This is a genomic window from Hyperthermus butylicus DSM 5456 (genome assembly GCF_000015145.1).
Taxonomy (GTDB): domain Archaea; phylum Thermoproteota; class Thermoprotei_A; order Sulfolobales; family Pyrodictiaceae; genus Hyperthermus; species Hyperthermus butylicus.
This window is the reverse complement of sequence record NC_008818.1, coordinates 780,317-803,322: the sequence shown is the minus strand read 5'-3', so window position 1 is coordinate 803,322 and position 23,006 is coordinate 780,317. Positions and strand designations below refer to the sequence as shown.

The window sequence follows — 23,006 nt, the reverse complement described above, 5'->3', positions numbered from 1 at the left end:
CCCTCTCATACTTTCAACATTCTCTGCCTCTCCCAGCGATAGTATTTTTCTCGCAGGCGTATACAGTCAAGCCTAGAATGGGAGCGTGGGTACAACATTGAGCCTCTTTGGCAAGTTGTTGCGCGTTGTTAGGGAGTTCTTTGCATTTCTTAAAGGTATGGGTGAAGCTCTCATCGAACAGAGCGTTGAGGCCTTAGAGCTAGAGTACATAGAGCTTGAACACGCGTTTCTAAGCATGGTGCTTGGAAGCCTTGTGGGCCTCCCTCTCGCGCCTCTTGGTATTGCTGCTGAGTTAGCTCCCTATCTTGAAAAGGAGGTTCACATACTATTTGACCGGACGTGGAGGGGCAGTGATACCATAGCAGACTTCTTTAGCAGGTTTGGCGGGGAGTGGTAGCGAGCCTTGAGGATTATTGATGGTCTCGATGTATCGGCTTGGTCTAAACCACACATAGTTATAGTTACTGGCAAGGGCGGTGTTGGCAAAACAACTGTTTGCATAAGGCTTGCATATGAGCTTAGTGCTAGTGGTGGCAAGGTTCTACTTGCAAGTCTTGATCCTGCTGGCCACCTCCTAGAATACCTTGGGCTCCGTAAGCCCCTAGAGGAAGCCGAGGTTAAGCCTGGGCTAAGAGCGGTTAATATGGTATTGATGTGCTTGCCCGCAAAGTCTCGGAGGAGTATGCGTTACTACTACGCCGTCTTATTCCGGGGCTCTCGGCACTAGGCATAGACGATATCGTCAAGGCTATACGTGAGTCGCCAGGATTCGAGGAGGAGATCTTTCTAAGGATACTGGCAAGCTTGTATGCTAGGAGAGATGTAGACTATGTGGTTATAGATACGCCGCCGACGGGTGTAGCTGTAAGGGTAGTGCTCCTCCCTAAGCTCTACGTGTTCTGGGTAAATAGGCTCATAGAGCTGCGCGAACGCATAGTATCGCTGCGCTATGCTATTGCTCAAGCTCTTGGCCGTAAGGTTAAGCCTAGCGACCCTGTACTGGAGAAGCTGGAAGAGATGAAAAACCGCTATACTCAGCTCTGGGACGAGATTAGGAACTCACAACGGACAAGCTTCATAATTGTGGCAACTCCGGAACCACTGCCTGTATACGAGGCACGCATGGTTGTTGACAAGTTTAGGAGCGAGAAGCTGAATGTTGAGGCCATAGTTGCTAACAGGGTGCTAGGACCTAGGGCTAAGAGCCTGGGTCTTGAAACAGTTGAAGCGCGCGCCCTCCGCGACCTGGAAGAACTTGCATGTAGCCTAAACCAGCCAGCATCAATAGTCAAGATAATGCATGTAGAGAAGCCGCCAAGTAGGCTAGAGGATGTGGCACAGCTCGAAGACTACATAGAGGTAGTTAGGCCCGTCTGCAGGAGAGAGGGGTAGGCCGTGAACCTTGTTCTTGAACGGTTGTCGCGTAAGCCTTTCGCAGTTGTGGGTCATCGTGGTGCAGCTGGCCTAGCCCCCGAGAACACAATTACTGCACTCAGAAAGGCTATAGAAGCTGGTGCAGACATAGCTGAGTTTGATGTGCAGCGAACCGGTGACGGTGTGCTAGTAGCTAGTCATGATCCAGTCGTAAAACATGGCGGGGGAATTCTCGATATACGTTCGGCTAGCTACGAGGAGGTTAGAAGGGTAGAGCTGCCCGGTGGCGAGTACGTGCCAAGGATTGAGGAGCTGCTGGCTGAGGCTCGCGGAAGGATAGCGTTATTCCTAGAGGTGAAGGAGCCCAGTGATACTCACACTCTAATAGACCTTATTTTGTCCGAAACGGCAGAGGATTATGTAGCCATCATAAGCTTCCACGAGGAAGTGGTGAAGACTGTTAAGAGCCGGGCGTCCCGCATCCCAGCCGGTATCATCTACTTCAAGCCGCCAGGAAAGATTGTTGAGTGTCGACGGCTCCGCTGCGAGTTAGTATTGCCACGCTACCCCCTAGCAACTGCCAAGGCTGTATCCTTTGCCCACCGGCTCGGGCTACGTGTGGTAGCGTGGACAGTTAATGAGCCAAACCTGGTAGTAGAGCTTGCCAGACGCGGCGTTGACGGAATAGCGACCGACTATCCCGACATGGCTGTAGTTATACGCTCAAAACTTGCCCAAGGCTCAGCGAAGGGGGGTTAACTGCATCGCCCCTGCTTCCTCGGGGCTCTGCAACCAGGCAGCTGCTCATCATAGCCCCTGGGGATAGTTAGGCTCTTTAGGGCCCCGCCTATAGGCCTATAGCACAACATGGTGCTAAGCTATGAGCAGGAAGCTGCGCCTAATACGGAGGCTTGAAAGACACCTAAAGAAGCACCCTAACGACAAGCAGGCACTAGAGCTACTCAAGGCCCTCAGGGAGGGCCGCTACGAGTGGCGCGGCAGGAGCGTCGTGATAAAGCCTGCACAGGAGAGCCAGGAGCAGCAGTCATCCTAGCCTTCGTGGCCTCTTTTCGCGGACACTGTAGATGAGTGCATTTTTCCACGGCGGTGTTATGAGAGGCTCTTCCTGTACGTAGCTTAACTCAAGCTCTAACGCCAGCTCAGCCTTGCACAGCTCGTAGCCGAGATACGCATAGTGGGATGGTTCGCTTGCCAAGCCGAGATACGTTATGGCCTTGTATATGTCTTCAGCTCTTCTACCCCTAACTTCCACAATGCCCCGGCTCCCAATGTACAAGTCTCTTATAACTCCGCCCTCCACGGCTATGAGGTGGTTGCCGAGCCGGTCCTGGCGGAAGCTAACCCAGGCTGCGAGCTTAGAGGCATCGTAGACTCTCTCGGGCTTAGATGCAAGAGGAACCCCTTTACGTGGCCTCTTCTCCTTAGCATAGAATAAGCCTAGTCCTAGCTCTTTGGGTGGCCTCTTCTTCAGCAGGGATAGCCCTGTAAGCGTAGCTGCTATGGCTGCCTCTGCTACTGCAAATCTCGACTTACGGCTTTCCTCGGTTACGAGCATTATTGAGGCGCCAGCCTCGCCGTAGAGCTGGGTTAGCACGGCAATCTGGCCGTGGCTGTCAGCATCTACTAGCTCATACACGTTTGCTATTCCTGCGAGGAGCGGTGTGTCAATAACCTCCGAGGCTAGGATGTACGCTGTAACGCTCTTGGCAAACCCGTGGCCCGGTGGCTCGACTAGGGGGTCAGCTATGGGTGTGAGGCCCCGGCTCCTAGCCTCCCTGACTAGTCTCTGGAGGAGCGCGACTCTTTCATGGGGGTTGCTGGGTACGCTATAGTCCGCCCTATATGGTGCTACCACGACGCTAGAGCCTCTAGGGAGCAGGTCAAGCAGCTTGCTAGCCTCGCTAGCAGTGAAGGCGAGACATGCGTAGCCCTCCTTCACGGCTCTAGCTACTAGCTTTTTGTCGGGACTATCAATGGCTACTTGACCGGCAATCCTTGCAGCAGTCCTAACAACCTCCATGGCCTCTCCTGGGTCTATGTCTGCTCCGAAGCCCATGACCACGATGTCAGCGCCCATTGAGAGTAACTGCTCAACCCTATCGGCTATGCTGAGACCGGGTCGGTAGTATAGCTCAGCAGCAACCACTATTGGCGGAGGCCTAACTGGTACCCGGACACCGCAAACCTCAATACTCAACGTCTCATTGTGATGACGCTTTAGCTCCTCAAGCCACCTACCAGCAACTAGCTCCGGCGAGAGAACCCTATTCTCCCTCAGCTCCCGGAGCCCCTCCTCACCAAGCTCCGCGAGGATGAGCAAGTCAGTTGGGTCGATTGGGCCCTTGACAATAGTGAGGCAGTCCGGAGCCCGTATCTCATCTAAGCTATAGGGCAGAGTTCCCGGCACGATAACCATATCGTAGCTACAGTCTAGCCTCTCAATGGTTTGCTCGAGAGCCTCACGCGGTATGAGAGCTGCAACCTCCACCGGTACAGCAACAACGTCTACGGTCCAGCCGATCCTTTTGCTTAGCTCTCGCGCGATATCGCGTAAAAAGCTTGTAGCCCTTCTCCCTGTCACTATTGCTACCTTCAAGTAATCACCTCCCAGCCTACACTCTGGGAAGCCCCAGCCCTGACGTTAAGCCTCAGGGCTGTAGCACTAGCACCGGTAGGCCCTGGTAGCGTAACAGCTTAAGTAGACGCGGCTACCCTGGCTACTCCGAGAGCGCGAATTGAGAGGAAAGCCTGGGCATGGAGACGCCCGGTAAGCGCAGGCTTAGGATGTTAGCGCTGCTGTTACTCCTTGGCGCGATGGGTGAGGCTGCTGGCTGTCTTGCAGGTTCGGTGGCGGTCTGCAAGGTCTCCTCGCTGCTAGGCGAGGAAGCCCTCTACATGCTTGTGGGTCTGCTCATTTACACGCTGGGGCCGAGCGGTTTTGGCTTAAGGCTTGTTGCGAGCCTAGTAAGCGTGTCCAGTATTGTTGTGGCGTTGAAGGTTGGCCTCGGAATGCCTAGGCCTCCGAGGGAGCATTGGCTGGTAGAGGCTTCGGGGCCTGGATTTCCGAGTGGTCATGCCGCTCTTTCTACCGCGTTCTGGCTCGTTATAGCGTTCTATACCCGTAGCCCGGTCCTAACTGCTGTGGGAGTTCTACACGTTGCAGCGGTATCCTATTCCCGGGTAGTGCTGGGTGTACATTACCCCGTAGACGTTGTTGGTGGCATCCTTGTTGCGGTTGCGTTGTGCGTGCTCTGCATGCTATTTTGGAGGAGGCTCGACACGCTGGAATACGTCTCCCTCGCCGCCGCAGCCTCCACCCCCCTGGCCGGCTATGCTGCAGCCACAAGTCCAACCTACATGTCGGCGGTAAAGCTACTCGGCATAGACGTGGGTTTGCTGGCTGCCGGGCTCCTACTACTCCCAGCCAAGAACTGGGTGTTGCCGGTGCTCGAAAACGATAAGAAGACCAGGGCGAGACTGGCTGCAGCAATATACTCGTTTGCATGGCTCGCCCTAGCCTCCATGGCTGAGAAGGTTGTAGCAGAACCCTCTCCAGCCTTAATAGTTGCAGGTTACGCGTTGTTTGCCTTTAACACCGTGGTCTCTAGGCCCCTTTGGAGCCGGTATCTTGGCGGGAAACCTCCCTAGGCCTCGTGCCGAGCCTGCGTAATAGCAGTCTCGCTGCAACAACCAGTGGGTCCCATACAGTGTTCACCCCGGGCCAATAGCCTATATCGGCGTTGAAGAGGTCCCAAACGCTAGCCTTCTTCATCAGTAGTGTCGCAACCACAGCAATCCTCCAGAAGGCGCTCGGATCCTCAGACAATGCTTGTGCTCCCAAAAGCATACCAGTGTTAGCATCTGCGAGCACCTTCAACACTATCTCCGGCCCGTGGCCCATATACCTGGCCCTGGTATGAGCTGTTAGAGTTGCAGTTACCACGTCAAAGCCCATTCTACGAGCCTCCTCCTCCAGTAGACCAGTGCCGGCAATGTAGAGGCCAAAGGCCCCCATGGCCCTAGTCCTAACAACGCCGGGGAAGAATGCATCGCCTCCCGCAATGTTTGTCCCAGCTACAAACCCCATCTTATTGGCTGCAGTGGCGAAGGGCCACCATATTCTCTCCCCGGTGAGTATGTCGACGGTCTCAGCAACATCTCCGACAGCGTATGCCTCCTCTCTACTCGTCCTAAGCCTAGTATCGACCCAGATTGCTCCAGTCCCGCCTATCCTCACCCCCGCCCTCCGGGCAAGCTCGACGTTGGGCTCTATGCCCATGCTAACTACGAAGAGGTCGCCATACATCTTCTCCCCGTTGTCTAAGACTACACTCCTAGCGTAGCCCTCAGAGCCCTCTACATCTACTACGCTTCTGCCAAGGACGAACTCTATTCCGGCAGTTTTTGCACGTTCTTCAACCTTTTCAGCTATATCCGGGTCTAGGCTGCGGCTGAGAATCCTCTTGCTACTATGCACTATGACGACCCTGCGGCCTAGCAGTGCGATGTTGTCAGCGGCTTCTATCCCTGTATAGCCGGCACCGATTACTATGACGCGGCGTACAGAATCCCTTACAACGGCCTCTCTAAGCCTATCAGCGTCTGCGAGACTGTGAAGGGTGAAGACGTTGCGGAATCGTAGCCAATTCTTGGGCGCTCGTGGCCTAGCACCAGTGGCGAATACGACATAGTCGAACTCGTAGACACCGGTCTCGCCAGTGTCTAGCCTCCGGTACCTGAGCCTCCTAGCGTCAAGCTCCACGTCGGTAACTTCCGTCCTAAGCATCACATTTATGCCGCGCTTCTCCGTAAACTCCTCAAGGGGATAGTGGAGGAGATCATTGAGCGTCTTCACCTTGCAGCTCAGGTAGTAGGGGGTGCCGCAAAGGGCAAAGCTAACCCATGGCGTTTTCTCGAACACCACTACCTCAGCGCGGTCCCGTAGAAGGCGCTTGACGCGGCTAGCAGTAGCCATCCCAGCTGCTCCGCCGCCTATAACTGCGACACGTAGCAAGACCCTAAACCCTATCGTAGTCGGCACAACGCGTGTTTAAATTGTGCACGGCAGACTGTGGCCTAATAGGTGGCCTGGCATTGCATGCCCTCGGGGGATGATTTGTGCGGGGGACGCTGCGGGTCATATTGGACCTAGAGGGTGCTCCAGCAGTCTGGCAGATGGCGGTGGACGAGGCGCTGCTTAGGCTGCGGAGTATGGGAAGGATACCCGACACGCTCCGCATTTACCGTTTCCGCCCCCACGCGGTAACCATTGGACGGTTTCAGAGGCTAGAGTCTAGCGTAGACCTGGAGGAGGCTAGGAAGCTAGGCATAGACGTTGTTCGCAGGTTTACTGGGGGCGGAAGCGTTTACCATGACACCGATGGAGAGGTCACCTACTCCATAGTCCTGGGGCTTGAGGGCCGTCCAGAGCTGCGTGATGTAGCCATGAGCTACCGTGTGCTCTGTCGCGGCGTTGTAGAGGCACTTCGCATTCTCGGTGTGGAGGCAGAGTACAAGCCTATCAACGACGTGGTGGCTGGTGGCAGAAAGGTTTCGGGCAATGCGCAGGCTAGGACGGCCACAGCGGTGTTACAGCATGGCACCGTGCTGTACGCCACGAACCTTGACGTGATGGAGAGGGTCCTCCGCGTCCCTAGGGCAAAGCTCGAAAGCCATGGAGCATTAAGGATAAGGGACCGCGTAGCAACGCTCTCCCAGCTTCTTGGCCGCGAACTCCACTACTGGGAGGTGGCGGTAGCCCTCGTGGAGGGGTTCCGTATAGCACTGGGTTACGATGCAATACGTATTGACGCGTTGTCCGGCGAGGAGAAAAGGTTGGCAGAACAGCTGGCCCCCAGGTATGCTAGCAGGGAGTGGCTCTACAGGAGGTAGGGAGGGACGGCCGGAGGCCTTGCCGTGTAACCGTTGTCCACTATCGTGCAGCGGTGGGAGCAGCTGCGGCGTGGTGGATGCATCCAGGCAAGGCGACCTCTATCCCTGGCATGCTGTCTACATGTCTCTCCTACCGGTTGAAGAAGTGCCACTATACCATACATGTCCCGGGGGCTTAACAGCAAGAATCATGGTGCCGGGCGCTCCGTGGCGCTGTGGTGTCTGTTTCTGGTCACAGTACGCTAGTCCCCAGGGACTAGTGCTGCGCAGACTCGGAGACAACGAGCTTGCAAGACTCCGTCTCGCGAGGCCCCACGTACTACTGGTTGATGGCGGCGAGCCGCTGCTCCAGGACTGGGTGCTAGAGTTGCCCTCAAAGCTGAAGAGCATCCTTGGCGGCTACGCGCCAAGGGTCTATGCGTTTAGGACTACGGGGCTTGTCTCGGAGCGGCGGCTGGAGGAAGCGGCTAGTAACGGCTACAGCGTTGCAGTCTTCGAGTACGTCCTCGCGGTGGAGAAGCCGCCAATGCCTGACCATGTAACCTCTATTCTCCCAAGGGTCTACGAGCAATTCCGCATAGTCGAGATACACGTACTCTACGATGGCAGTCGCCGGGCCGGAGTAATCGTGAGCGACCTGGCCTCAAAGTATACAGAGGCAGCGATACACGTCATACCATTATCGGAGGAGGCAGCTGACCGGGCGTACACAATCGTAGAAAAGCTCCGGAATAAGGGCCTTGGCTTTGTCTACCTCTACCGGGATGAGAGCTACACAGTCACCGACACATTGTGCAGCTGTGGAAAACCGCTATTGTCGAGGAAGCCGTGGGGTGTTAGGATACACGCCCAGCCAGCTGGAGGAGGTGACGGAGCTAGGTGCCCCCACTGTGGTAGAGTGCACAGCCGCATACTGCTATGCAGGGAGGAGGCCAGGAGGCCCCGCTCAATATATCGCGAAATAGTCATATGGTAAGGTTCCACGCTAGCCCCTGAACCTCTCATACCACTCCTCGTAGCGCCTAATCATTTCTGGCGTTATGCTCGGCCTCCTAGACCTTATTGCTGCTATAAAGTCCTCCATAGTTATCGGTCTCGGGTCGCCCTCGCCACCCCGTTCCTCGAACAGCTCCCTAATAGTGCGGAGGTGAGCCTCCATGACGATATCCTTTATGTCGCTCGCGCTATAGCCCTCGGTCATCTCAGCAAGCTTCTCGAGGTCGACATCTGGTGCAAGTTTGAGATTGCGCGTGTACAGCTTGAATATCTCTAGGCGCGCCTTCTTGTCCGGTGGCGGTATGTATATCCTCCTCTGGAACCTCCTTATGAAGGGCTCGTCGAGCTTCCATGGCTTATTCGTAGCACCTATAACGTATACGTGGAGCTTATTGCTCTTATCCTGGAGGCCATCCATCTCCTTGAGGAACTGGTTCCTAACACGAACCTCGCCGCCAACCTCGCTCTCATAGACGCCGAGTAGCGCGTCGATTTCGTCTATAAAGATTATTGCTGGTCTGCCAGACCTAGCAACCTCCCTAGCCTTCTCGAAGAGCATCCTAACCCTCTTCTCAGCCTCTCCAAGCCACTTACTCATAATGGTAGCAGCGTCGACGTTGAAGAACACGCCGTCAACTTCATTGGCGACAGCAGCTGCGAGCATAGTCTTACCACAGCCTGGCGGGCCAAACAAGAGTATGCCACGCGGCCAGCCCAGCGGGAACAGCTCTGGTCTCCTAACGGGATATATGATAGCCTCCCTGATTGCCTGCTTGGCATGCTCAAGGTCAGCTATATCACTGAAGCGAATCTTGGGTTTCTCCGCGACAATCCAATCCTCAAGCTGCTCTGCCTCAGCAGGAGTAGCCGGCACTCCAAGCTTTTCGAGCTGCTCAACCCTCCTCTGGTACTGCTGTATAATCCCACGATAGACATGTGCCAGCGGATTGTCAGGATACAGACTAACTATCTTCGCTAGTACCTCTATTGCCTTCTTATAGTTCGCTATGGCCTCTTGTATCCTCCCCTCACGGTCAGCCTTAACAGCAGCTAGTGCATAGCTCCTAGCTATAGCTTCAAGTCTATGGAGTCCAGCGGACACCGATGAGCCCCACTATGGTAGTCTTAACCATAGCATGGCCCGGTGTTAAAAGCCAGGGGAGTCATGATACCAGCCTCTAACCCCTTAAACCTCAAGCCCAGGAATTCCTCAATGCAAGACGGTTCATTGCTGGTTATGCGCAGGGTAGCGCCTTGATGGTAGCAGCAAAATAGTTATTGATCTTCCAATGGGGATAGCGTGTTAAAGTAAAGATATTGATTTAGCTAAATTTAACATTATGCTTCATAGCGGTAGACGTAAAGTCTATTGGATCGAAATAACAGATCCGAATACAGCATGGCAATATCCAAGCCAAAAGCTCCGTAAAAATTAAGGGTAAAAGAGCCATAATGCTGGTATGTGGGGCTGGATTCTGTCTTGCCACGCTACTCCATTGATAATAGTGACTGGAAGCTTATTGGCAAGGATAGGGTTTCAGCTATAGGACTTGGCACGTGGGCTATACGCAGGCCCGAGGCTGCTTACCAAGTTATGCTAGCTGCTATAGAATCGGGCAAGGTTAACCTCATAGATACAGCTGAGATGTATGGGGCTGGATTTGCCGAGAAACTTGTAGGCCGCGTAGTTAGTAGTGTCGGTCGTGACCGGGTCTTCATTACTACTAAGATGCTGCCAGAGAGGCTTGTGAGCGAGGAGGAGATAGAGAAGGCTGCAAGGGCAAGTGTGAGAAGGCTAGGTGTTGGTATGGTTGATCTATTTCTTATACATTGGCCAAACTATCAATTACCCATAAGTGTTCAGGTTAGGAGGTTTGAGCGCATAATCTATGGGAGGTATGCAAGGTACATAGGTGTAAGCAACTTCGGCCCGGAAGAACTTCTAGAAGCCATCCACGCAACGTCGAGAGCTGAAATAGTTGTAAACCAAGTTCACTATAGCATCTTGCACAAGAGGCATGTTGAAGAAGAGCTTCTCCCTATAGCGCTCAAGTATGGCGTTACCATACAAGCATATACACCTCTTGAGCGTGGTGCTGTAGCAAAACATCCCAAACTCCTGGAGCTGTCCAGGAAGCTGGGTAAAACAGCTATCCAGATAGCGTTAAACTACCTCATATCCAGGCCGCGTGTTATCGCTATACCCAAGACAGAGAATATGGATCATTTGAGAGAAATACTTGGGGCACTTGGGTGGAGACTCACGGAGGATATACTCGAGGAGCTTGAAAAACTCTAGCATGAGCCCCGATAGCCTATGGGTTTTAGGAGAGTTTTATGAGGCCTTTCTCTGCGAGCTTGTATAGTGCACGTAGCACTTCATCCCTTGCTACGCCGTAGCGTGTTGTAAAGTCTTTGAGGTCTAGGTAGCCGTTGTGTTCTCTGATATAGTTTAGTACTAGCTCCTCAAGATTTTGCTGCTCGCGCCTGGCTATAGCAACTTGTGGCATCACAGATCTCGTGGAGCTGGGTGCTGCTGGCACGGCTACTGGCACTGGTGTCTTCTTTGGTTGCTTTCTCGTCTCGAGGTGTATGATGGGCTCCACGGGGGGCTCTGGGAACTCGCTCTTTATCCTCTCCTCGGCCATCCTCATTGCTTCATCTAGTACCTTTAGCGCGTCGTGGGATATTATTGCCGGGTCAACCTCGCCCACTATGTCCATGCTTGTCTCGACTATCATGTTCTTAACGGTTCTGGTTATCTCCTCAAATGCTAGGTTGAGGTTGGGGTAGATGCTTGTTATCTGGTCCTTAACCTCTTCCAGTGCTGCACCGAACACCATGAGGGTCTGGCCTAGCTCTCTCACGTCTCTCACAGTCTTCAGCCTCTCCTTGGTCATGATGATGAGGTTTTCTACTGTGACTACCATTTTGAGTATGTTGCGTACCTGGCTAACCTCGCCAGCGTAGATTGCTGCGCGGCTCTTCTCCCCGCGCCTAAGCAGTACTACAACCTTCTCGAAGAGTTCGCGGCTCCTCTTCTCAAACCTGTAGCGAAGCTCTGCTACGCGGTCCTCTAGCAGCTCAAGCTTTACTATCGCATGGTCTATCCTCTCCTTGAGGCTTGGCTGCTTGTGCTCACCAACACCGAGGAAGCCTAGTAAGCGTGAAATAATCGCAGACACTTTCACATCACCCTTGCTACCGGGTTTGTGGTGGTCTCCCGATGCAAGAATGTATGCATGGGTCGTAGTGCTAGCCCCTCGCCCCCGCTATTACCCGGTAAATACCCTGTACCGCGGCGGGAGCGTCTCCACTGTAAATACTGGGGCTCAGCAGCTGCTAGACTGGCCACCGAAGATACGTGGATTTGAAGGGGCGGGGGTGGTAGGGGGAGGAGGGAATTGCGGTGATGGGAACAGTGTAAAAACGTGGATGATGGACTAGACCTGGGGGTGTCTGCCTATCTAGCCTTCGATGACCTTTACGGGTATTGGTTGTATACCCTCTATAGCTGGTGGCTTGGCTTCGTGCTTTTCTTCTCTACTAGCTGGTTTCGACTCCTTCTTCTTTGCAGTTTTAGATATCTCGATCGTACCTGTTTCTAGTGATTCTAGCTTGGCGCCGGTCTTCTTGAGGTCTTCTAGCTCCCTGGTGTTGCTGTCTTTTGCGCTGCGTAGATACTCTATGGCGGTCTTGTAGGCTTTCTCGCTTATCTCGCCAGCCATGTAGGATACCTTGAGGTTTGCTATTGCTCTGTCGAGCTTCAAGTTGTTGTCGTCTATCTCGTCTATCCGGCTCTTGATGAGTGATTTTAGCTTCTTAGCTTCGTCGCGTACCCTGGCTAGGCTTTGGTTTAGCTTGCGGCGGAGCTCCTGGTAGACAGCGGCTGGTATCTCGTTGCGGCTATACATCTCCTCGAGGCCCTTTAGCCTCTTGAGTGCTCTCTGGTAGCTGGCTAGGACCTTGTAGGCTAGAACCTTCCACTCTGGCCAGACGATTATCCTGCCCTCGCTAACCTCAACAGCCTCTGACGGTATGAACTTTATGTCTTTATTCTCTGTCTCAACAACTATCTGCTGCACCGTACCGTCTATGTCGCTCTCGAGGCTTACAAGCTTACCGATAACGCGGCCGTAGGGGTCGTAGACCGTTTCGCCTATCATCTGCTGTACAACATCCACGGTTAGGGGTGCACGCGCCATACCGGTAGGCCACCATTAGCCTCCCTTACAGCCTATTGTTGGGTTTTTAAGCCGGGGGGCTTGAGCCAGCCCTGCAAGCCCCCGGAAGGATGCCATCCTAGGCGGCGAGCCTCTAGGCTTAATGAGTATGAGATTGTCTGAGCATGGTTCTGGGGCTTGGGCGGCTTGTACGTGGTTAGGGCGGTAATCTTCGACTATGTAGAGGAGGGTGTGTACACGGCGAGCAGCCGTGGCGGAGGCCTCGACGCCTTCTTTGGCAGTGGTGGCTTGGAGGCTTCTGTTAAGCTTCACGTGCTCCGCGTGAAGCGTGTGGGGCTCCTTGTCCAGTATCAACAGTCGCCGGATGTGGAGGTTGTCTGGGAGCCCCTGCTCAAAGTGGACTCCGTTGGCGGGCGGCTATGCAGGTTCCATGATGGGCCTCGTGGCGATCCGCTGCGGCAGAGGTACTGTATGCGGCTAGCTGTGACGCGGAGTGGTTTCTGCAGCCTCCACCGTGAGAGCTGGCAAGCTCTCTATGAGCAGTGTGCGCAGGGCGTCGATTCAGCCTGCATTACAGCTGCCAGGTTGTTGAGGGGCGAGATGTTCCGGGTCTACGTGCTAGACTACGGCGGCCCCCGCGTCAAGGTAGGGCTTACCCAGTCCTGGCGCCTCCTCTGGCGCATAGCAGAGCAGCCCCATGTAGCTGCAGCAGTGGTCTACGAAGCAGAACTACTCGACGCCCGTGAGGCCGAGAAGAGGCTTGGCAGGCACCGCCTAGCGACGGAGGGGGCGGCGGCAAGGCTTGGGCATAGACTGTCGGCGGCAGTGGCGCTACTCGAGAGACTCAATGGCCGTTACGACCGTGCAGCAGCTAGGCTAGCCCAGTCCCTCTCAGCACTTGGCCTAGAGGGTAGTTTCAATGCGTACACAGTGCTCCCCCGTAGCCTCGAATGGATAACGAGGATCCGTGTAGTGGATGATATCGGAGAGCTTCAAGGGCACCGGCTCAGAGTGTTAGACTACTGGGCCGGAATGCTCCTCGTAGAAGACCTTGATACAAGCTATAGGCTTGCTCTGCGTAAGACGGGGATACAGCACTACCAGCTTGAGGGCCGGGTGGCTAGCAGCTAGGCTAGGACTGCAGAGCCCAATAGTATACAGTGATGATATACAGTGTTACCTATAGTGTGTTCTTGTAGAAACTCTATTCCGCCGTGGAGAATATGGATAAAGGGGGTTAGCCCAGCTGGCCGGGTGGGAGGCCTGGGTGGAGCTTCCCGAGCGCCGGAGCCTCGAGGACCTGCGCCGCCTAGCTGTACGTGTTGCTGGCGAAGCTGCGGCGTTTCTACGTGACCGCTTCGGTATTGAGGAGGTACTCCACGTCGTCACAGTGCATGAGCACGACTCGGATGAAGGCATGAGGATCGACGTTGAGAGCGAGAGGAACATAGTGGAACTCCTCCATGCCGAGGGGTTCCGCGGCATATTTGTCGGCGAGGAGAGTGGTGTCGTTAAACTCGGCAACGATCCTCTCCTCGTGGTTGCGGATCCCCTGGATGGGAGTAAGAATTATGCCTCCCTCATACCTTGGAGTGCTGTAAGCATAGCTATAGCCTTGGTAGAGAATGGTGATGCTCGCCTCTCTAGCATCGTCGCCGGTGCTATCGCCCCGGTTTTCCCATGGCCTATACTCAGCTTCGCCCGGGGCCACGGCGCGTTTGAGGGCGGTGCTCGTGTCAAGCTGCAACAGAATGATAGGCTCGTACTAGCCTACGTTGAAACTCCAGAGCAGGCCCGCGCTGTTCACAGCTACCTTGCGCTCACTGGTGATAAGCGGAGCGTGAGGGCTCTGGGAAGTGCCAGCCTGGAAATAGCATGGGCAGGCATGGGCAGGGCGGAACTATTCGTTGATGTCCGGGGCCGCCTCCGTACAGTCGACGTCGCAGCGGCTGTCTGGTTTGCTGCCGAGGCTGGTGCAAAAGTCATCGTAGAGCGTAGCGATGTGAGCCTCCTGAGCATAGAACGCGTTGGAAGCGTTGTCGTGACAGCTAGTAGTACAGCGTGGAGCCGCATCCTGGAGGCGCTCCGCTCCTCGGGCTTCACAGGACTAGCCTCCAAGACCCCACTATCAACGTGGGGCAAACCAGCTTGAAGCTCAGCGAGCTTGGTGAACACGAGGCGGTGAAAAGACTCATAGAAGAAATACTTGCTGGGCAGTGGCGTTGCCCGAGCCTAGGGCCTGGCGACGATGCTGCGTGTGTAGGCGGTGGTTTCCAAAACCTCATACTCAAGATTGATGGTGGTAGTCTGGCCTCGCTATGGGCGCCCTGGATGGAGCCAGCCGATATTGGCTGGCAGGCTGTTGCTGCTGCAGCGAGCGACCTAGTAGCCAAGGGGGCTAAGCCGCTAGCTTTCGCTGTCTCCCTAGGCCTGGACCCGGGCGAGGATATTGAGACCCTCAAAGGCATAGTGCGGGGGGCAGCTGAGGCGGCGCAAGCTCATGGCGCCTGGCTCCTTGGCGGAGACACCAACAGCTGCAGCAACTGTGGCTGGATAGACGTCGCCGCAGTAGGGCTCGCCGAGAAGCCCGTAGGGCTGCAAGCCTCTCCGGGAGACACAGTCTATGTGACTACCGGACGCATAGGCCTCGCGGGGCTCGTCCTCGACTCGCTCGCCAAGGGCCGCTGGCGAGAAGCCATGGAGGCTTATCCGAGGGCCTTCAGCGAGTTCGCCAGGCCCAGGGCCCGGCTAGAATTCGTAGAACTTGCAGGCACTGGCTGCATAACAGCAGCCACAGATTCTAGCGATGGGCTCGCCTATAGCCTCGGTAAAATAGCAGAAGCTGCACATGCGCTGGTAGAGCTTGAGAATATACCGGTAGAACCGGAGGCGCTACGCTACGCCGAGGAGTATGGTGTGGACCCCTTGGAGCTCGCGCTCTACGGCGGTCAGGAGTATGAGGTAATCTTCGCTGTGCGGGGTGGATGCGAAAAACTAGTTGAGGAGAGGGCTGCAACGCTGGGCCTTGCTGTGGCGAGAATAGGTAGGCTTAGGGAGGGCCCACAGGGGATAACGTATAGGGGGAGAACACTCTCCGTAAGAGGCTGGGACAACTTCAAAAACATGTAGGAGCCTTAGCGAGGGGCTCTGATGAATGTAGCCTGCACCGAGCCCCAGGGATAGGGGGATGCGGAGCCTCGATCCCGCCTGAGCCCTTCTAGGCGGCTTACGCGACGGCCTCGGTTTCTGAGACTGTGGAGCGGGGTACCGAGATTTGGCTTAGTATCTTCTCAATACTCCTAAAGCTTATCTTCATCCTCAGTCTCGCCTCCTCAAGCACGTACTTCAGCTCCTCCATGCCATTCGGCTTAACCACTATGTCGTCAAGCCCTGGCCTTCCAAGGGGATGGCCGCACATGGGGCAAATACCACCATACCATGAGGCTAGCTCGCTTGGCGTGGGCACACCGTAGCTGTTCTGGCCAACCTTCACGAATACGTGGAGGATGAACCCGCAGTTCCTACACCTATACACGATTGGCACGAGGGGGCACCGGGGTCTCTGTAACTATTCACCCCGTAGGCTTATGCAGAAGTGCTAGTAGGACTCCGGTGGGTCCGATAAGACCCTACAACCCGTCAAGGAGGGGGGACGGTGCTGTACTACTAGCGGTTTGAAGGGTGGACAGGGTAATACTGGAGTCTTGCCCCCAGTATTACCGAGTACTCCTACGTTGCTTATGGTGTTGTTTCGGCGGGGCTCTAGATAATCGGCTAGTCTTTAGAAGGGGCCTTCCCAGCGTGTTGCTGCCTGGTGGGTGGAGTCGGTGTTGGATAGGCCTATAGGGCTTGAGGTGCGTAGGGCACTTGTTGAAGCTATGAGGATCCTGCATGACCGTGGGCTCGTAAACCTGCTTGGAGGTAATGCAAGTGTAAGGGTTACGTTGCCCGACGGCACTACGTTCATCTATATAACGCCTAGTGGGGCGGTTAAGCCGCTACTCAGCCCCGAGGATATAGCAGTCATAGGGCTTGACGGCACGGTTTACGAGGGAAAGCCTAGCATCGAGTACCGTATGCACCTAGCAGTCTACCGCAGCCGCAGCAATGTAAGGGCAGTTGTCCACGCTCATAACACCCGGGCGGTTCTCGCTGCAGCACTCGGCGTCGAGTTGGACCCAAATCTCCTAGGCGTCGAGGCCAAGTACTACCTTGGGGGCTGCGTGGGTAGGGTTGGTGCATACGAGCCCGGCTCTGAGCAGCTCGCAGAAGCTGTAGCCTCGGCGCTCAAGGATTGCAACGTAGCCATCCTCGAGAAGCATGGAGCGGTAGCTGTAGGCGTATCCGACGATCCCAGGCAGGCCATCTACGAGGCTGTGGATAGACTTGAGGTTCTTGAGGAGCTAGCTGAGGCTAGCCTCATGGCGGAGGTTTTGCGGCGTGTACGTATTGGACACTAGCTAACACTAATCCCATAAGCTGGTTCCGGAGGAGGGTGTGCTTCCCCTAGGGTTAGGCTGTTGCGTAGGCTCTACCTGTTACTGGTGCTGGTATTCTCCCACTTCATGGCAGTGAGTATGCTTAACTCGGTAATAGCCCGCTATATGAGGGATACAGGTCTTAGTGTTACCGTATCCGGCTGGATCATAGCGATAACGCCGCTTGTAGCTGCGGCGCTCAGGCTGCCGGTTGGAAGCCTAGCAGACCGCTACGGTGCAAAGCCGCTCCTAGCTCTTGGTGTTGCGACTGGCGCGGTGGCAGCGGTACTCGCGGCCAGGGCGAAAAGCCTCACGGACTTTCTAGCAGTGAGGATGCTGCAGGGTATCGCGAACGCGTTCTTCATAGGCCCCTCAATATATGCTGCCGTTGTGTTCTCGGAGGGCAGGGCAGCTCATGGCATAGCATACAGGTCGGCAACGCTGAATGCTGCAACCGTAGCAGGCCCGGTAACAGCCGGCATACTTGTAGACAATGTGGGCTACTATGCAGCGTTTACCGCTGCAAGCCTGGTAGCTCTGGTTGGCGCAGCAATCTCTACGAGTCTTCCAAGCCTACGCGTCCAAGGCAGCAGCGGTGGCGAGAGAAGGGTAAGCGCGTGGAGTCTTCTCGTGGAGAACCCTGTACTGTTACTCGCCACAAGCCTAGCCCTCGTAGATGGCGTAGCATTCTTCACGATGGCCTCGATAGTGCAGATGCACTTCCGCGACGCAGGCTATTCCGCAACGGCCTACGGTATGTACCAGGCACTCCTAGCAGCTACGGCATTCATCTCTAGACTCTCATCAGGTAGACTGTACTCCCGATATCCCGCCTGGCTCTTGCTCACAATAGGCTACATTCTTGAAACAATCAGCTTTACGGTCCTCGTGGCTGGTATGGGCTCCTATCTAGCCTATCTAGCAGCACCACTCTATGGTTTTGGCTCCGGACTATGTATACCGGGCCACCAGCTACTGGCGAGCACCAGCGTGCCGCCAAGCCTAGGCAACCGTGCTATAGGAGTATACGTCCTAGGCTTCGATCTCGGAGGAGCGCTAGGCCTCTTCGTAGTATCAAAGATAGCTGGAAGCTATGGCTACACAGCAGCCTACGGAGCTATAGCTATACTAACAACTATCGCTATGATGCAAGCGCTCCGAGCCAGGAGAATTGTGGTAACAAAGCCGCAAAACTAACTCTAGCACAATCAGCAGCTATGGAAGAGATAGATCCTTTCTCAATATAGTCGAGTTAGGGCTAGTATTGCTGCTAGTAACGCGGTTGCAACGGCTATTGATGCTAGCGTATACGCCAATGTCTTCCCCAGCTTTGCCTCGTAGTACTCCACTGTCAGTGCAAGGCATAGGTGTACAGGGCTAGCCATTACACCCATGTGGCCCCCAGTATAGGCTATAATCATCAGCTTCCAGTCTATAGCTCCGCTACTTGCTATTACTGAGGCTAGTAGAGGCATCGCTACAGCTGCAAAGAAGTTTTCGCCACCAGCACTAAGCCCGACTATGAACGGAAGCAGGTAAACTATAGCCTCAATAGGCAGCTCCCTCTCTAAGAGCATGCTAAGTAGCTCGCCTGGCGCGTTAGTTGCTAGAAGCAAATTCTTGAACATGAGTGCTTCAAGAAGCACTGCATGTATTCTCGGCTTCGTAGCGAGCTTTAATGCTGCCATGAACTCCTTCCTGTTAGGCCTTAGTACTGTGATTGTTGCTGCAAGAACTAGGGTTAGGCTCAAGAGGAGAGGGATGCCTAGGCTAAACACTAGAAGAGCTATTGCTAGGAATGGTGAAATGCTGGCAACTAGATCTTGTATCCTCGCTCTGCTGCGTGGACATGACGCGTGCCTCGTAATAATATAAGCTATGAGGCCTCCCGCAGCTATAGCTGCTATCGACGCGGGCCAAGTATGTCTTACAAGTTCGACGGGGTCTACAGCGAATATAGTAGCTGTTATGACTGCACTTTGGAAGAGGGGCCAACTCGGAACCCAGACATGGCGAAACCAGTAGTTGATATAGGTGGCTGCCTCGGGGCTAAGACGTGCCTCTTCGAGGTACCTCTTCCTCATAGCTATGGCTGATACGAGGGCACCTCCAGGCATTGGTAGGAGGCCTACAACAGCTGGTACAGCTGCAAAGCTAAACCGGCAGCCCAGTATGCCCATCGAATTCACTAGCTTGTCTAGAACCTGCTTCTCCTTCAGCAGACCTGCTAGTAGTATGCTCTCAAATATGAATACAAAGACACGTAAGTCATTCCAGCTAGTAGCTATAGTTGCTAGCGAACCCGCTAGCTCGCGCCAACTCCAGGTAAAGACTGTATAGGATGCTATCAGCAGAGCTATGGACTCAACAGCTCCCAACCTAGCAAGCAGCGCAGCTACCAGTAAAACGTAGGCAGCAACAAACCCTTGGATGGGACTAGCGGGGCTCATCGTCTACTCGCCTCTAGGGACGATACATCTACCGTATTTAGGCGGACGATAATACTAGCGGGGTAACAGTTAGCATTGACACTTGCAGCATTTAGGTGTGGATGGCATTGCTGTAGCACACCATGCGCTTGTTAGTACCACCATGTGTCGTAGAATACTGGCTCGTCAATAGCCTCTGCAGCTCCAAGACCAACAGGGCATATGCCAGCTAGTAGGCAGCGGCTCCCTCCTCTACAGATGATGTGGCTCTGGCAGTTGCTGCATTTCGGTCTACCATGTATGCAGACTTTACGCCCCATAGTCCAGAGGATGTCGTCTAGTAGGAAGTCATCTACTTCCGTCCGCGTGGCAACATAGTGCCAGGCTTCGCGCACAGCTATTCTCACAGCTATATCCTCCCATGGCGTGAAGTCTTCCTTCCTTTCAGCCTTGATGCGAAGGGGTTCTTCAAGTACTACAAGTCCAAGCCTCAGTGCAATTCTTACCACATGGTTATCTACAGGTACCCGCTTATTCCATGGATCACGGATTCTCAGGAGCCCCCTTCTCTCCAGGAACTTCGCCAGGAGCATAGCCTTCTTCTCCACCGGGTCGCCATAGGCTTCAAAGACACGTAGCCTCTCGACAAAGCCTGGAGAATCCGGGTCCCAGCTATGGAGAAGCCCCCTGGACTCTTCTAGGAGTCTAAGCGCACTACCACCGTATAGTAGCCTGAGCTTGCGGCCAAGGTCGCGGAGAAGGCTAGCTCTCAACGCGGGATCTGGTGGGCATACCGAGCCTACGCAGAGCCATGCACGGACCTCTTCCGGGGTGATCCTCTCGAGCCTATCGGCGGTGAAGAAGTCTGGGTCACGCTCAAGCTTCAGCATGCCAAGCCGGTAGAGGAGGTCTGCACCGTGAAACTTTTCGCCATCGATGACAGCCTCGTAGGGCCTCCCGGGTCTGGAGAGCCGGTGATCCATAGCAACCATTACCAGGAAGTACAATGCTACAGTCTCACTATCAGCGCTAGGTTCAGGGTAGAAGCGTGGATCGGTAAAAGTATCCGGGCTCGATGCATAGGACTTGACAATCGGTTTGAAAACCTCTGCGACACGTGCGGCTTGCCTATAGTCTATGAGGGGCATGCCGCTGCCAGCCCGGCACGTAGCCAAGCCTCATCGCGGCTAAAAGGATACCCTACACATCGCACTCGCCATGGAGGCTCTTGGCGGCTTCCATAGAGTGCCAGCGGTAGTATCGAACTTATACAGCATTGTCCTCTAGAGGATATTGTGGGACTAGCCGGATTCGGAGTGGCAAGCGTTAAGGATGAGCGAATGGTTGCCGGTGAAGGTAGGGTGGTGGCCTAACCATTGGGGTGAAGGCTCGTCGCCAACCTTGGCGCGTGTAGCGTAGTGTGGGAGGTACTGTGTAAGGAGAAGTTTGATGCTAAAAGAGTATGGGTCCTCGTGTACCCTGGCGCTAGGCAGCTTCAATCTTAACGGTTGCTGGCAGCTGGAGGGGCTGGTAGGGCCTACCTTCGTCGAGGTAGAACTTGCTGAACATTTCGTAGAGGTGCAGCCTGAGGGAGTGCGCATAGGCTACTAGGGCTTCCAGGCCTATCGTCAGTATGTTGCCGAATATGTAGGTTATTGCTCCCAGCACGGGGCCAGCCACCATTGCTAATATGGTGAAGCCAAACATTAGCCCGCTGTGGGCCAGCATGAGACCCATTATTCGCATGAATGATGCCGTATTGCCTATAGCCATTAGTAGCATGTCGAAGGCCTCCATCAAACCGTTTATGATCTTTTCGCCGAGGCCACCATGGCCAAACACTATGGGGGCTACTAGCACCGTTAGCAGGCCAATGCTGAAGAGCAGCCTAACCACCATGCCTAGAGTAGTTTCTGGCACGAGGGACATACCGGCATCAGCTAGTATACCAGCAGCTCTCTCTAGTACTGCGGCTCCAGCTCCAGCGGCTGCACCGAGGGTTAATGCTAGTAGTATCGAGCCGAAGATGAGGGTTTTCCCGATACTCGCTACTAGCACCTCGCGGTCGCCAAGCAGTACGCCATTGACAATCGATATTAGCGAGGAGACGGTCATTACTAGTGCTCCAATGAGCAGTGACAAGTATATCGCGTTGAACAGTAGCGGGACTGCAGCTTCGGCAGCTTCCTCGGCGGGCTTTGTTACGAACTCGTGGAGGGGGCTAGCAAGCGGTGGGTGGCCATGCCATATACCCTCTGAGAGCCAGCCGGCGACAACGGGGTGGGGGCCGAAGAACTCACCAGCCAGGAATCCAGTTACCATTGCGGCGATACCGAAGTACATTACCAGTCTGCCAAGGTTGACGTTGCCCATCCTCTTATAGAACAGGTAGTAGCCGGCGAGTAGTAGTACCAGGCCGTGGCCCAGGTCGGGGAACATGAGGCCATAGATTACTGGGAGCGTTATAGCCATCAATACAACTGGTACGACCTCACCCGGCCGGGGATGCCCAGACATCGAGAGAAGGTCGGCGAAGGGTGCTAGCAGCTTTGTTACCCGGTAGAAGCTCGGCGTCCTCTTAGCTTCGTGCTCCTCCTCGCCGTGGCCGGGTTTTCCGTGGCGGTGGCTCTCCTCTCGTACCAGGATCACAAAGCCCTTGACGCCTATGTCCTGGAGTTGTTCCTCTAGCCTGTCGAGCTGGGATGGATCAACGTAGCCGTGGATGAAGGCTGCGGTCCTCGTAAACTTGGTGGCTTCCAGTAGCCTGAGTAGTTTCACAGCAGCCTCTACAGCTGTTAGTGCGCGGAGAATCTGTGGCCGGTACTCGCCTATGCGGCGCGGCAGCTCCTCTAGCTCCCTCCTAGCCCTCTCCACGGCGCGCGCAGGGATCCGTGGCCAGTCTTCCGGTATCTCTAGGGGCTCGGCGCGGTGTCGTAGCGCAACCTTGCCAACCTCGGTTTCGAGCCTGGCAGGGTATACTACTACGATAGTCATGTAGCCTGGCTCAATGCCGTCGGTGTAGGCTACTACAACACCCTCGACCCTTGACAGCTCAGCGATGAACTCCTCGGCGAAACCTAGCGGTATGCGATACACCTTGGCTCTAACGTGGCGGCTTCTAGTAAGCCTCTCTAGGTCAACATCTATGAACGCGTAGTACTGTAGGATGCGGAGCTTCTTAGAGAGCTCGGATTCGGGGTTCTGGAGCTGTGCTAGCTTCTCCACGAGTTCAGACACGCTTGACGCTAGCGTGGATAGCTCGCGTAGCAGCTCCGATAACCCAGCATCACTGCTACTCTTAATCCTCACCACAGCCTCTCCGCCGGCAGCAACACCGGCGACAGTGGCAGCCTGCCGGAGCCGCTCTGCCACAGCCTCCAGCTCATTGCGGAGCCTCCTAACCTCGTGGGCAACAATACCTTCCAGGGGCTCGGGGTGGAATACACTGCTCTCAGCCAGAGCCTTAACAGTCCTAGCGTACTCGCCGCGGGGAACTCCGACTATGACCTCGACGGTGGCTTGGGCTACGAGCAGCGAGGCCTGCATAGCCGACACCGCCACCCAGCTAGTGGGGACATTAGCAGCCTTACCCGGCTGAATGGGGTCCCGGCCTGGAAAGCTTCAAGGCTTGC

General features: G+C 55.0%; 23 protein-coding genes. 14 read left to right on the top strand and 9 right to left on the bottom strand.

Features of this window, described 5'->3' with window-relative positions:
* The first annotated feature begins 97 nt into the window (after positions 1-97).
* The 5 genes from HBUT_RS04235 to HBUT_RS09515 all read left to right on the top strand — a co-directional run bounded on the left by HBUT_RS04235 (position 98) and on the right by HBUT_RS09515 (position 2,428).
* Positions 98-397, top strand: a complete 300-nt coding sequence (locus HBUT_RS04235) for a DUF7990 family protein (RefSeq protein WP_011821979.1) — start codon at positions 98-100, stop codon at positions 395-397.
* 6 nt (positions 398-403) lie between these two features.
* Complete coding sequence (locus HBUT_RS10010; RefSeq protein WP_011821978.1) at positions 404-727, top strand: ArsA-related P-loop ATPase; 324 nt, start codon at positions 404-406, stop codon at positions 725-727.
* The gene (locus HBUT_RS04225; protein ID WP_011821977.1) at positions 655-1,392 is read left to right on the top strand and encodes an ArsA family ATPase; all 738 of its coding nucleotides are present in this window, start codon (positions 655-657) and stop codon (positions 1,390-1,392) included. The genes HBUT_RS10010 and HBUT_RS04225 overlap by 73 nt, the downstream gene beginning before the upstream one ends.
* A 3-nt stretch (positions 1,393-1,395) precedes the next feature.
* Positions 1,396-2,133, top strand: a complete 738-nt coding sequence (locus HBUT_RS04220) for a glycerophosphodiester phosphodiesterase (protein ID WP_011821976.1) — start codon at positions 1,396-1,398, stop codon at positions 2,131-2,133.
* A gap of 121 nt (positions 2,134-2,254) precedes the next feature.
* Entirely contained in the window at positions 2,255-2,428 is a 174-nt protein-coding gene (locus HBUT_RS09515) for a hypothetical protein (protein ID WP_153801386.1), read from the top strand.
* Here the strand turns inward: HBUT_RS09515 and HBUT_RS04215 are convergent.
* Complete coding sequence (locus HBUT_RS04215; protein WP_011821975.1) at positions 2,420-3,991, bottom strand: DUF4346 domain-containing protein; 1,572 nt, start codon at positions 3,989-3,991, stop codon at positions 2,420-2,422. The two genes, HBUT_RS09515 and HBUT_RS04215, sit on opposite strands and share 9 nt — an antisense overlap.
* Positions 3,992-4,149: 158 nt before the next feature.
* Here HBUT_RS04215 and HBUT_RS08915 point away from each other — a divergent pair, with 158 nt between their 5' ends.
* Positions 4,150-5,043 (top strand): phosphatase PAP2 family protein, encoded by an 894-nt coding sequence (locus tag HBUT_RS08915; RefSeq protein ID WP_011821974.1) that lies wholly within the window; start codon positions 4,150-4,152, stop codon positions 5,041-5,043.
* On the opposite strand, the gene HBUT_RS04205 is transcribed toward HBUT_RS08915, so the two are convergent.
* Entirely contained in the window at positions 5,000-6,409 is a 1,410-nt protein-coding gene (locus HBUT_RS04205) for an FAD-dependent oxidoreductase (RefSeq protein WP_011821973.1), read from the bottom strand. The two genes, HBUT_RS08915 and HBUT_RS04205, sit on opposite strands and share 44 nt — an antisense overlap.
* Before the next feature lie 104 nt (positions 6,410-6,513).
* Between HBUT_RS04205 and HBUT_RS04200 the strand changes: the two genes are divergently transcribed.
* Together HBUT_RS04200 and HBUT_RS04195 are read left to right on the top strand one after the other, a co-directional pair.
* Complete coding sequence (locus tag HBUT_RS04200) at positions 6,514-7,287, top strand: lipoate--protein ligase family protein (RefSeq protein ID WP_011821972.1); 774 nt, start codon at positions 6,514-6,516, stop codon at positions 7,285-7,287.
* 19 nt (positions 7,288-7,306) lie between these two features.
* Positions 7,307-8,263, top strand: a complete 957-nt coding sequence (locus HBUT_RS04195; protein ID WP_011821971.1) for a hypothetical protein — start codon at positions 7,307-7,309, stop codon at positions 8,261-8,263.
* A 9-nt stretch (positions 8,264-8,272) separates the two neighbouring features.
* Here HBUT_RS04195 and HBUT_RS04190 read toward each other — a convergent pair whose 3' ends face one another.
* Positions 8,273-9,385 carry an AAA family ATPase gene (locus HBUT_RS04190; protein WP_011821970.1) on the bottom strand — a complete coding sequence of 371 codons (1,113 nt, stop codon included), beginning with the start codon at positions 9,383-9,385 and terminating at the stop codon, positions 8,273-8,275.
* Between the two features lie 378 nt (positions 9,386-9,763).
* Between HBUT_RS04190 and HBUT_RS04185 the strand changes: the two genes are divergently transcribed.
* A complete protein-coding gene (locus HBUT_RS04185) occupies positions 9,764-10,582 on the top strand; it encodes an aldo/keto reductase (RefSeq protein WP_011821969.1) in 819 nt (272 codons plus the stop codon).
* Positions 10,583-10,607: 25 nt separating this feature from the next.
* Here HBUT_RS04185 and HBUT_RS04180 read toward each other — a convergent pair whose 3' ends face one another.
* Entirely contained in the window at positions 10,608-11,468 is an 861-nt protein-coding gene (locus tag HBUT_RS04180; RefSeq protein ID WP_011821968.1) for a Snf7 family protein, read from the bottom strand.
* 282 nt (positions 11,469-11,750) lie between these two features.
* Positions 11,751-12,488, bottom strand: coding sequence for a CdvA-like protein (locus tag HBUT_RS04175; protein ID WP_011821967.1), 738 nt, complete (start codon positions 12,486-12,488; stop codon positions 11,751-11,753).
* Between the two features lie 165 nt (positions 12,489-12,653).
* On the opposite strand from HBUT_RS04175, the gene HBUT_RS04170 reads away from it, so the two are divergent.
* From HBUT_RS04170 to HBUT_RS04160, 3 genes are all read left to right on the top strand, one after another.
* Complete coding sequence (locus HBUT_RS04170; protein ID WP_153801385.1) at positions 12,654-13,598, top strand: hypothetical protein; 945 nt, start codon at positions 12,654-12,656, stop codon at positions 13,596-13,598.
* Positions 13,599-13,734: 136 nt separating this feature from the next.
* Positions 13,735-14,619 carry an inositol monophosphatase family protein gene (locus HBUT_RS04165; RefSeq protein WP_011821965.1) on the top strand — a complete coding sequence of 295 codons (885 nt, stop codon included), beginning with the start codon at positions 13,735-13,737 and terminating at the stop codon, positions 14,617-14,619.
* Positions 14,616-15,596 carry a thiamine-phosphate kinase gene (locus HBUT_RS04160; RefSeq protein ID WP_011821964.1) on the top strand — a complete coding sequence of 327 codons (981 nt, stop codon included), beginning with the start codon at positions 14,616-14,618 and terminating at the stop codon, positions 15,594-15,596. The genes HBUT_RS04165 and HBUT_RS04160 overlap by 4 nt, the downstream gene beginning before the upstream one ends.
* A 97-nt stretch (positions 15,597-15,693) precedes the next feature.
* Here the strand turns inward: HBUT_RS04160 and HBUT_RS04155 are convergent, their stop codons facing one another.
* Entirely contained in the window at positions 15,694-16,011 is a 318-nt protein-coding gene (locus HBUT_RS04155) for a hypothetical protein (RefSeq protein WP_011821963.1), read from the bottom strand.
* 286 nt (positions 16,012-16,297) lie between these two features.
* Here HBUT_RS04155 and HBUT_RS04150 point away from each other — a divergent pair, with 286 nt between their 5' ends.
* Together HBUT_RS04150 and HBUT_RS04145 are read left to right on the top strand one after the other, a co-directional pair.
* Positions 16,298-16,927, top strand: coding sequence for a class II aldolase/adducin family protein (locus HBUT_RS04150; RefSeq protein ID WP_011821962.1), 630 nt, complete (start codon positions 16,298-16,300; stop codon positions 16,925-16,927).
* Between the two features lie 60 nt (positions 16,928-16,987).
* Positions 16,988-18,142 carry an MFS transporter gene (locus HBUT_RS04145; protein ID WP_011821961.1) on the top strand — a complete coding sequence of 385 codons (1,155 nt, stop codon included), beginning with the start codon at positions 16,988-16,990 and terminating at the stop codon, positions 18,140-18,142.
* A gap of 41 nt (positions 18,143-18,183) precedes the next feature.
* Here the strand turns inward: HBUT_RS04145 and HBUT_RS04140 are convergent, their stop codons facing one another.
* From HBUT_RS04140 to HBUT_RS04130, 3 genes are all read right to left on the bottom strand, one after another.
* Positions 18,184-19,395: a DUF401 family protein gene (locus HBUT_RS04140; protein ID WP_048061460.1), complete on the bottom strand. Its 1,212-nt coding sequence runs from the start codon at positions 19,393-19,395 to the stop codon at positions 18,184-18,186.
* A gap of 131 nt (positions 19,396-19,526) precedes the next feature.
* Positions 19,527-20,522, bottom strand: coding sequence for a hypothetical protein (locus tag HBUT_RS04135; RefSeq protein WP_011821959.1), 996 nt, complete (start codon positions 20,520-20,522; stop codon positions 19,527-19,529).
* A gap of 337 nt (positions 20,523-20,859) precedes the next feature.
* Positions 20,860-22,920, bottom strand: a complete 2,061-nt coding sequence (locus tag HBUT_RS04130) for a V-type ATP synthase subunit I (RefSeq protein ID WP_011821958.1) — start codon at positions 22,918-22,920, stop codon at positions 20,860-20,862.
* Positions 22,921-23,006 lie beyond the last annotated feature (86 nt).

Coding starts and splice junctions, on each gene's coding strand:
- HBUT_RS04130 (WP_011821958.1), bottom strand. CDS start 22,920: ATGCAGGCCTCGCTGCTCGTAGCCCAAGCCACCGTCGAGGTCATAGTC.
- HBUT_RS08915 (WP_011821974.1), top strand. CDS start 4,150: ATGGAGACGCCCGGTAAGCGCAGGCTTAGGATGTTAGCGCTGCTGTTA.
- HBUT_RS04135 (WP_011821959.1), bottom strand. CDS start 20,522: ATGCCCCTCATAGACTATAGGCAAGCCGCACGTGTCGCAGAGGTTTTC.
- HBUT_RS04140 (WP_048061460.1), bottom strand. CDS start 19,395: ATGAGCCCCGCTAGTCCCATCCAAGGGTTTGTTGCTGCCTACGTTTTA.
- HBUT_RS09515 (WP_153801386.1), top strand. CDS start 2,255: ATGAGCAGGAAGCTGCGCCTAATACGGAGGCTTGAAAGACACCTAAAG.
- HBUT_RS04175 (WP_011821967.1), bottom strand. CDS start 12,488: ATGGCGCGTGCACCCCTAACCGTGGATGTTGTACAGCAGATGATAGGC.